At 58.1% G+C, this 7,464-nt stretch carries 7 protein-coding genes; 2 read left to right on the top strand and 5 right to left on the bottom strand.

Annotated elements, in window-relative coordinates; translation table 11 throughout:
* Positions 1–149: 149 nt before the first annotated feature.
* The 5 genes from ABJK70_RS17370 to ABJK70_RS17350 form a co-directional block, all read right to left on the bottom strand.
* A complete protein-coding gene (locus ABJK70_RS17370) occupies positions 150–494 on the bottom strand; it encodes a GMC oxidoreductase (protein ID WP_347258593.1) in 345 nt (114 codons plus the stop codon).
* A 14-nt stretch (positions 495–508) separates the two neighbouring features.
* Positions 509–844 carry a hypothetical protein gene (locus tag ABJK70_RS17365; protein ID WP_240502449.1) on the bottom strand — a complete coding sequence of 112 codons (336 nt, stop codon included), beginning with the start codon at positions 842–844 and terminating at the stop codon, positions 509–511.
* A 419-nt stretch (positions 845–1,263) separates the two neighbouring features.
* Complete coding sequence (locus ABJK70_RS17360; RefSeq protein ID WP_347258592.1) at positions 1,264–3,162, bottom strand: ATP-binding cassette domain-containing protein; 1,899 nt, start codon at positions 3,160–3,162, stop codon at positions 1,264–1,266.
* Positions 3,163–3,263: 101 nt separating this feature from the next.
* Entirely contained in the window at positions 3,264–4,358 is a 1,095-nt protein-coding gene (locus tag ABJK70_RS17355) for a hypothetical protein (RefSeq protein ID WP_347258591.1), read from the bottom strand.
* 226 nt (positions 4,359–4,584) lie between these two features.
* The gene (locus tag ABJK70_RS17350; RefSeq protein WP_086134781.1) at positions 4,585–5,874 is read right to left on the bottom strand and encodes a citrate synthase; all 1,290 of its coding nucleotides are present in this window, start codon (positions 5,872–5,874) and stop codon (positions 4,585–4,587) included.
* Between the two features lie 217 nt (positions 5,875–6,091).
* Here ABJK70_RS17350 and truA point away from each other — a divergent pair, with 217 nt between their 5' ends.
* Both truA and ABJK70_RS17340 read left to right on the top strand, forming a co-directional pair.
* On the top strand, positions 6,092–6,907 hold the full coding sequence (gene truA / locus ABJK70_RS17345) for a tRNA pseudouridine(38-40) synthase TruA (RefSeq protein WP_347258590.1): 816 nt from the start codon (positions 6,092–6,094) through the stop codon (positions 6,905–6,907).
* The coding region (locus ABJK70_RS17340; RefSeq protein ID WP_347258589.1) for a phosphoribosylanthranilate isomerase at positions 6,904–7,464 on the top strand (561 nt) is incomplete at its 3' end. The genes truA and ABJK70_RS17340, both read left to right, overlap by 4 nt.

Raw genomic sequence — 7,464 nt, 5'->3', positions numbered from 1 at the left:
ATTGGAAGGGTCATCCCAGCGCTCCTGGGATGGCCGTTTGCGATTGGAGCGCCGAAGCCCCCCTTCCCGACGCCATGCCCCGGCCGAGCGTCTTTGTCGGCAAGGGATTGCCGACCTACCTTGGACGCTACGCCAAACCGGAAAACGCTCTAGCCGTTCCGAATCAGATCCGCGGCCTTCTCGGCGATCATGATCGTCGGCGCATTGGTGTTGCCGCTCACGATGGTCGGCATGATCGAGGCATCGACCACCCGCAGTCCCTCGATTCCGTGCACCTTCAAACAGGGATCGACGACCGCCATGTCGTCGTGGCCCATCTCGCAGGTGCCGGCCGGGTGCCAGGTGGTGGAGGCCGTACGCCTTACGAAAGATTCGAGATCCGCGTCGCTTCGGAGATGTGCTCCCGGTGCCACCTCCTTGCCCCGAATGTCATCGAAGGCTTTCGCGTAGAGAATCTCGAGGTTCCAGCATATGCCGGCGACGGCGCAGCGCACATCGTCGGAATGGCTCAGGTAGTTGGGGTCGATGACCGGCCGGTCGAGCGGATCGCCGAGGCCAGCGTGACCTCTCCGCGGCTCAGGGGCCGATTGATGTAGGCGGTGAACGTGATGCCGTGCCGGTTGGTGGCTCCCGCTTCGGGATAATCGGGCGGCAGGGTCATCAGGAAGAACAGCTGTAGTCCGGGAATCGTCTCTTCCGGACGGCTTTTGACGAAGGCCCTCGCCTCGAGGAAATTCGAAACCAGCGCGCCGCTTCGGTTCGCTTCGTATTCCCGCAGCGCTGCGGCCTTTTGCTCCTCTGGAAGTGGGGCGAAGGTAAGCGGTTGCCTGATCTCGCAGCGCACCCTCGTGTGGAGATGGTCCTGGAGATTCTTGCCGACACCCGGAAGATCATGGCGAATGCCGATGCCAACCGCTGAAGTTCCCGCGCCGGCAGCGCATGCCCCAATGCGCCTAGAGCACAGGCGGATGGGGTAGGGATGGCGACCCTGAGCCGCAGGTCCTCGCAGACCGCCTGTATACCATGATCCATCGAAGCTCTGTCGGGATCGCCGGTGAACATGGTCTCGGCTTGCAGCATGCGGGTGATGCGGTAGTTGCCGTCGATACGCTCGGGCGCGTCGCCCCAGAAGACGGCGGTATAGCCTAGACCGCAATAGGCGGCGGCCGCCGCCGTCGCGGTCGTCGCGAAGTCCGATCAGCGAGCACGCTCTGTTTCGGGGGCATTGGGACCACTACGGAAAATGAGCCTGCGGGCGCCGGCTCAAGTGCTCAGCTGTTCCCGCAAGGCCTCCAGTTCTTCCCAGCGCATATACGCCGCCTCCACCGTCTGCTGCAATTCCGCCAGCCGGGCCTGGGTTCCGGTAATGGTGTCTTTCGTCTGCTGATAGAACTCGGGGCGGGAGATCGCTTCATTCAATGAGGCTATTTCGGTTTCGAGCGCCTCGATCTGCTGGGGCAAAGCCTCGAGTTCGCGCTGTTCCTTGAAGCTCAACTTTCTCAGCTTTTCCTTGACCGGCTTGGGCGGAATCGGTTTTTCAACGGCCGGTTTCGCCGGGGCGGGCCGAGGTGCCGGGCGTTGCCGCACCCAGTCGTCGTAGCCGCCCACGTAATCGTTGACAATGCCGTCGCCTTCGAACGCCAGCACGCTGGTGACGAGGTTGTTCAGGAACGCCCGGTCGTGGCTCACCAGCAATACGGTGCCGTCGTAATCGGTCAACAGTTCTTCCAGCAGTTCCAGCGTGTCCGCGTCCAGATCGTTGGTGGGTTCGTCGAGCACCAGGAGATTCGCGGGCTGAGTGAACAGCCGCGCGAGCAGGAGGCGGTTGCGCTCGCCCCCCGAAAGCGACTTCACCGGCTGACGTGCCCGTTCGGGAGTGAAGAGGAAATCCTTGAGGTAGCCGATGGCGTGAACGTTGCGCCCGTTGACGCTCACCCGGTCGCTGCCTTGGGCGACATTGTCGATCACCGATTTTTCTTCCTCGAGCTGTGCCCGGTACTGGTCGAAATAGGCGATTTGCAGGTTGGTTCCAAGACGGATGCGGCCCGACGTCGGTTGCAGTTCGCCCAGCATCAGGCGAAGCAGGGTGGTCTTGCCGCAGCCGTTGGGCCCGATGATGCCGACCTTGTCGCCCCGCAGGATCGTGGTGGAAAAATCGCGCACGATCGGTTGACCGCCGTAATCGAACCGAACGTTCTCGGCTTCCACCACCAGTCGTCCGGACTTTTCCGCCTGCTGCAGCAGCATGCTGACCTGGCCGGTACGGCCCCGCCGTTCCGCGCGTTCCTGGCGCATGTCGAGCAGACGCCGTACCCGGCCCATGTTACGGGTGCGGCGCGCCTTGATGCCTTCGCGAATCCAGGCTTCTTCCTGCGCGAGCCTTTTATCGAATTCCGATTGAGCCTTGGCTTCGGCGTTCAGTTGTTCTTCCTTGCGCTTCAGATAGGTGGCGTAATCGCCCGGCCAGTCGAACAGCTTGCCCCGGTCGAGCTCGATAATCCGGGTTGCCAGCCTTTGCAGGAACATCCGGTCGTGGGTGATGAAGATCAAAGTTCCCGGCCAACCGAGCAGAAATTCCTCCAGCCAAAGAATCGCCGCGAGATCGAGGTGGTTGGTGGGCTCGTCGAGCAATAATACGTCGGGCTCTGAGACTAGGGCTCGGGCGAGCAGCACCCGGCGTTTCAGGCCGCCCGACAGAGACTCGACATCGGTATCCACCGGCAGGTCGAGCTTAGACAGCAGGGATTCGACTTTCCGGTGGAGATCCCAGCCGCCGATGGCATCGATCGCGTGCTGGCATTGCTCCAATTCCGCCAAGGACTTCGAGTCGGAATGGCTCGCAACGCGATGGGATACGTCATGAAACCGGCGGATCAACTCGCCCGTATCGCCTAACCCGCCTGCAACGACGTCGAACACGCTGCCGGTGGCGTCCAGCGGGACTTCCTGATCGAGCCGGGCGATGCGCAAGCCCTCTTGATCGATGATTTCCCCTTCATCCGGAATCAAATCGCCTGTCAAAAGTTTGAGCAACGTGGATTTCCCCGCTCCGTTGCGCCCGACGAGGCATACCCGCTCGCCTTTTTCCAGGGAAAAGCCGATGCCGTCCAGCAGAGGCTGACCGAAGCTGACGTGTATATTGCGGAAGGTGATTAAAGCCATCGGAGTGTGGGACAGGAAAAAACAGGAATTTTACGCGCAGAAGTAGTTTGTCGCACCGAATCCGGAGCAATCGAGACCGCTGGACGATCGTTGCGGGAAATTCAGGGAGCGCAGCGTTCGGTCGGAGCGACAATGCGCAGATATCGTTGGGGTCGCCGTTCTTCGAACAGCGTTACCCGGTTCACGACATCCTCGGCGCTGGTCTTGCCGATGGGGCCGGCTACGCTCCGCCCGGTCGCGGCAGCGAGCAAGTGTACATAGGTTTGATGAGGGCCGGAGGCAAGCTTCGAGTGTACCAAGGCACCGCCGACATCCCAGGGAGATTCTCTCTCCGGTACGCTGCTGCCCGGATTGCACATGCCGAGCACGATCAAGCCGTTCGGCTTGACGAGAGAACGCAAACTTTGGACGAAGTTTCGAAACCGCTCCGGGCTAAGCTCTTCGAATGAGCGCAAAACGAAGAGCGGAACTCTGCATATGGATTCGCAGGCTGCGCGCTTGAGATCCCGATCGGTATCGTTCGGAATGGAGGCCAGCATCGCGGCCGAACATTGGCGCTGCAGGCAAGCGGTATCCAAGGGTTGGAGTCTGCGCTCTTTGCTTATCAGAATATTTCTGATTTCCGTAGAATCTTTTCGGGAAAGTTCTTTCCAACGGCCGTCCATGAAGCTGCTGAATTCCCGATTCTGGCGGATGTCATAGGTAACGGTGAAAATCTCCGCAACTCCGGGCTGCGCCTCGACGATCCGGGTCGCTTTAGCGTGATCTCCCTCGATGGTGAGCGCGTTCTGAATGATATGACCGTTCAGAATCGGTCCGTCATATCCGCCGTGTCCGATAAGAATCACTCGGTCGAAAGGCGCCGAGCGCTGCGCCAACATATCGGCCTTGCGGTAGTAGTCTTCCCATTTGCGGACATCCCGCAACCAAGTGACTTGTGCGGAGAAGCTGGTTCGATAAAAAGCCTCGATTTCCGCCGCCGGGCGTTCTGGCCAGCGTTCGTTTTCCGCGGAATCCGGATCTTTTCTTAAGAGGGGAATAAGCAATACCCGAGTCGGCGAACGAACGGGAGTCGATGCGGCCGCTGGGGCCGATTCAGGTTTGCACAGGCTTTCTTCGGCGGCTGACGCGGAAAGAAAGGACAGGACGAGAAAGTGGGAAGCAAGCCAGGCAATGACGTGCGATTTTCGATTCAAGACGGCGATACGATAACCCTTGTATCAAATTTGACTCAATAAACAGCATCGGGTTGCCCCAAGGCGATCGAAAGAAGCCGGAAGTCCGAACCGGTAAACGTCAGCGGCCGCTTTGCCGGTGGGCGATGCGTTCGGAAGCGGTCAATGGCGGGCAAGCGCCGATGCTACGCGCCCGGTTCGGATGTCCCCGTCGGACCGGGAGCAAAGCATAATTCGAAGACGGATTCTACCTGTCGTTCATGGGTTTATAGGCCCGTTGCCGTTCGCCGATGTATATCTGGCGGGGCCGTGCGATTCTCATGCCGGGTTCCTCGATCATTTCCTTCCAGTGAGCAATCCAGCCAGGCAGTCTTCCCAAAGCGAACATTACGGTAAACATGTTCGTCGGAATCCGCATGGCACGGTAGAGGATTCCCGAATAGAAATCGACATTGGGGTAAAGCTTGCGCTCGATGAAGTAGGGATCGGTGAGCGCCACTTCCTCTAGGCCCTTGGCGATTTCGAGAATCGGGTCGTGAATGCCCAGCTTTCCGAGTACTTCGTCGCAGTGCTTTTTGATGATCTGCGCCCTGGGGTCGTAATTCTTGTAGATTCGGTGTCCGAACCCCATCAGTCGAAATGGATCGTTTTTATCCTTGGCCTTGTCGATGAATTTCTTGTAGTTTCCGCCGTCGGCCGCGATCGCCTCCAGCATTTCGATCACAGCCTGGTTGGCGCCGCCGTGCAGCGGACCCCACAAGGCGCAGATGCCGGCCGAAATGGATGCAAAAAGGTTGGCCTTGGAAGATCCCACCATGCGAACGGTCGAGGTGGAGCAATTCTGCTCGTGGTCGGCATGCAGGATGAACAATACGTCCAGCGCCTTGCGCGTCACCTCGTCCGGCTCGTACAGTTTGACCGGCGTCGTGAACATCATGTGCAGGAAGTTGGAGAGGTAGTCCAGTTCCGGACGGCTGTAGACAAAAGCTTCACCCACCGATCGCTTGTAGGCGAAGGCGGCCAGCACACGCACTTTGGACAGGAGCCGGGTAATGGTTTGGTCCCGCTCGTGCGGCGACTGATCCGGTTTCAACAGTTCCGGATGATAAACCGAGAGGGAACACACCATTGCCGAAAGAATGGCCATGGGATGGGCATGGCCGGGGTACGAGGTGAAGAAGCTCTTCATGTCTTCGTGAATCAGCGAGTGGAAAAGGACCTTGTCCTTGAATTTCGTAAATTGCTCGGCGTTCGGCAACTCGCCGTAAATGAGCAAATAGCAGACTTCCATGAACGTCGACTTCTCGCAGAGCTCGGCAATGTCGATCCCGCGGTAGCGGAGAATTCCTTTGTCGCCGTCTATGTAGGTGATGGCGGATGTGCAGGAGCCTGTATTGGCGTAACCGGGATCGACGGTGATGTAACCGGTCGATGCCTGGAGCCGGGTGATATCCAGCCCTTTTTCGTTCTCGGTACCGACGACGACGGGAATATCGAACCGTTTGCCGTCCAGTTCGAGCTTTGCTGTGTCTGCCATAATGCTAAGAAACCCTAAATACGGACTTTGTTCTCGTTTCTGTTTCAGTGTAACGACAACCGGTCATTTAACGCTAGCCTGCCTAAAGAGTGCTCAGTCGTTTTTCGATGCTTTTCAGTAGGCCCGTTTCGGCCGCGATTGTTTCAAGATGGTAACATTGGACTGATAGCGGAACGTTCTTTCCTGTTATCTTGTTAAACAAATAATTTCTAAAACGATGCGTATCGCCTTGGGTATCGAGTATGACGGTCAAGCCTTCTCCGGTTGGCAATGGCAAAAGGGGAAGCTTACCGTCCAGGGCGCGGTCGAAGACGCTCTAAGCCGCGTTGCGGCCGAGTCGATTCGCGTCATCTGTGCTGGCCGGACGGATGCGGGCGTGCATGCCTTGGAGCAAGTCGTCCATTTCGATACCAAGGTGTACCGTAAGCCGTATTCCTGGCTGATGGGGACTAATACGGCGCTTCCCGAAGACGTGCGTATCCTCTGGGTTCAAGAGACTCCGGAGGACTTCCATGCGCGCTACAGCGCCATCGCTCGATTCTATCGGTATGTCATCCTGAATCGCCCGATGAAGTCCGCGCTCTTCAGACGACAACTCACCTGGCATTTTCATCCGCTCAATGAGAAAGCCATGCAGGAGGCGGCAAACAATCTGATCGGGGAACATGATTTTTCCTCGTTCCGAGCCCAGGACTGTCAATCCAAGAGTCCCATGCGCCGGATGCATTTCATCCACGTGCGCCGGGAAAACGATAAGGTGATCATCGAGCTGTGCGCCAATGCTTTCCTGCATCATATGGTTCGGAATATCGTAGGCGTCTTGATGGAGGTTGGATCGGGCAAGCAGCGCCCGGATTGGGCGGCCGAGGTTCTCGGGGCCCGAGACCGAAAGTGCGCCGGTGTTACGGCGCCGGCCGACGGGTTATACTTAGGCGGTGTTTATTACCCTCCCCATTTCGGTTTACCCCGTCATCCGATATTCGATTATCTGCCGGAAGACGCCAGTCGTTATACTCCTTCGGAAAGCGAGTGAAATTTCCGTATCCCTTCCGTAGAACTCGCGTTAAAATCTGCGGCTTCACCCGCCCGGACGACGCCTTGATAGCTGTTCAACTGGGCGCCGACGCCGTCGGTTTGGTTTTTTATCCGCCAAGTCCACGAAATCTCGACGTCGAGACGGCGCAAAGCATCGTGTCTGCTTTGCCGCCATTCGCCACGGTGGTCGGGTTGTTCGTCGATGAAGACGAGGTTGTCGTCCGCGAGATTTTGCAACAGGTACGTATCGATCTGATTCAGTTTCACGGTGATGAAAGCCCGGATTACTGCCGCCGTTTCGGAAAACCCTATATCAAGGCCGTAAGGATGCGGTCGGAAACAGATCTGACGACAATTGTGGATACTTATCCGGATGCGGCAGGTTTTCTGTTGGACGCATGGCATTCGGATGCCAAGGGGGGGACCGGTCATCGCTTCGACTGGGACTTGATTCCGAAGGAACTCCGCCGATCGGTGATCTTGGCCGGAGGGCTTGCTCCTGATAACGTCGTGGAAGCCTTGCGGACGGTGCAGCCTTATGCCGTCGACGTATCC

Origin of the sequence: Methylocaldum sp., assembly GCF_039794385.1 — a bacterium.
In the GTDB taxonomy this organism is placed as follows: Bacteria; Pseudomonadota; Gammaproteobacteria; order Methylococcales; family Methylococcaceae; genus Methylocaldum.
The sequence above is the reverse complement of the archived record's forward strand: the minus strand, read 5'-3'. Positions and strand labels throughout refer to the sequence as shown.

Bases quoted from the DNA above. Each gene is read 5' to 3' on its own strand.
- ABJK70_RS17360 (WP_347258592.1), bottom strand. From the start codon at position 3,162: ATGGCTTTAATCACCTTCCGCAATATACACGTCAGCTTCGGTCAGCCT.
- ABJK70_RS17350 (WP_086134781.1), bottom strand. From the start codon at position 5,874: ATGGCAGACACAGCAAAGCTCGAACTGGACGGCAAACGGTTCGATATT.
- truA (WP_347258590.1), top strand. From the start codon at position 6,092: ATGCGTATCGCCTTGGGTATCGAGTATGACGGTCAAGCCTTCTCCGGT.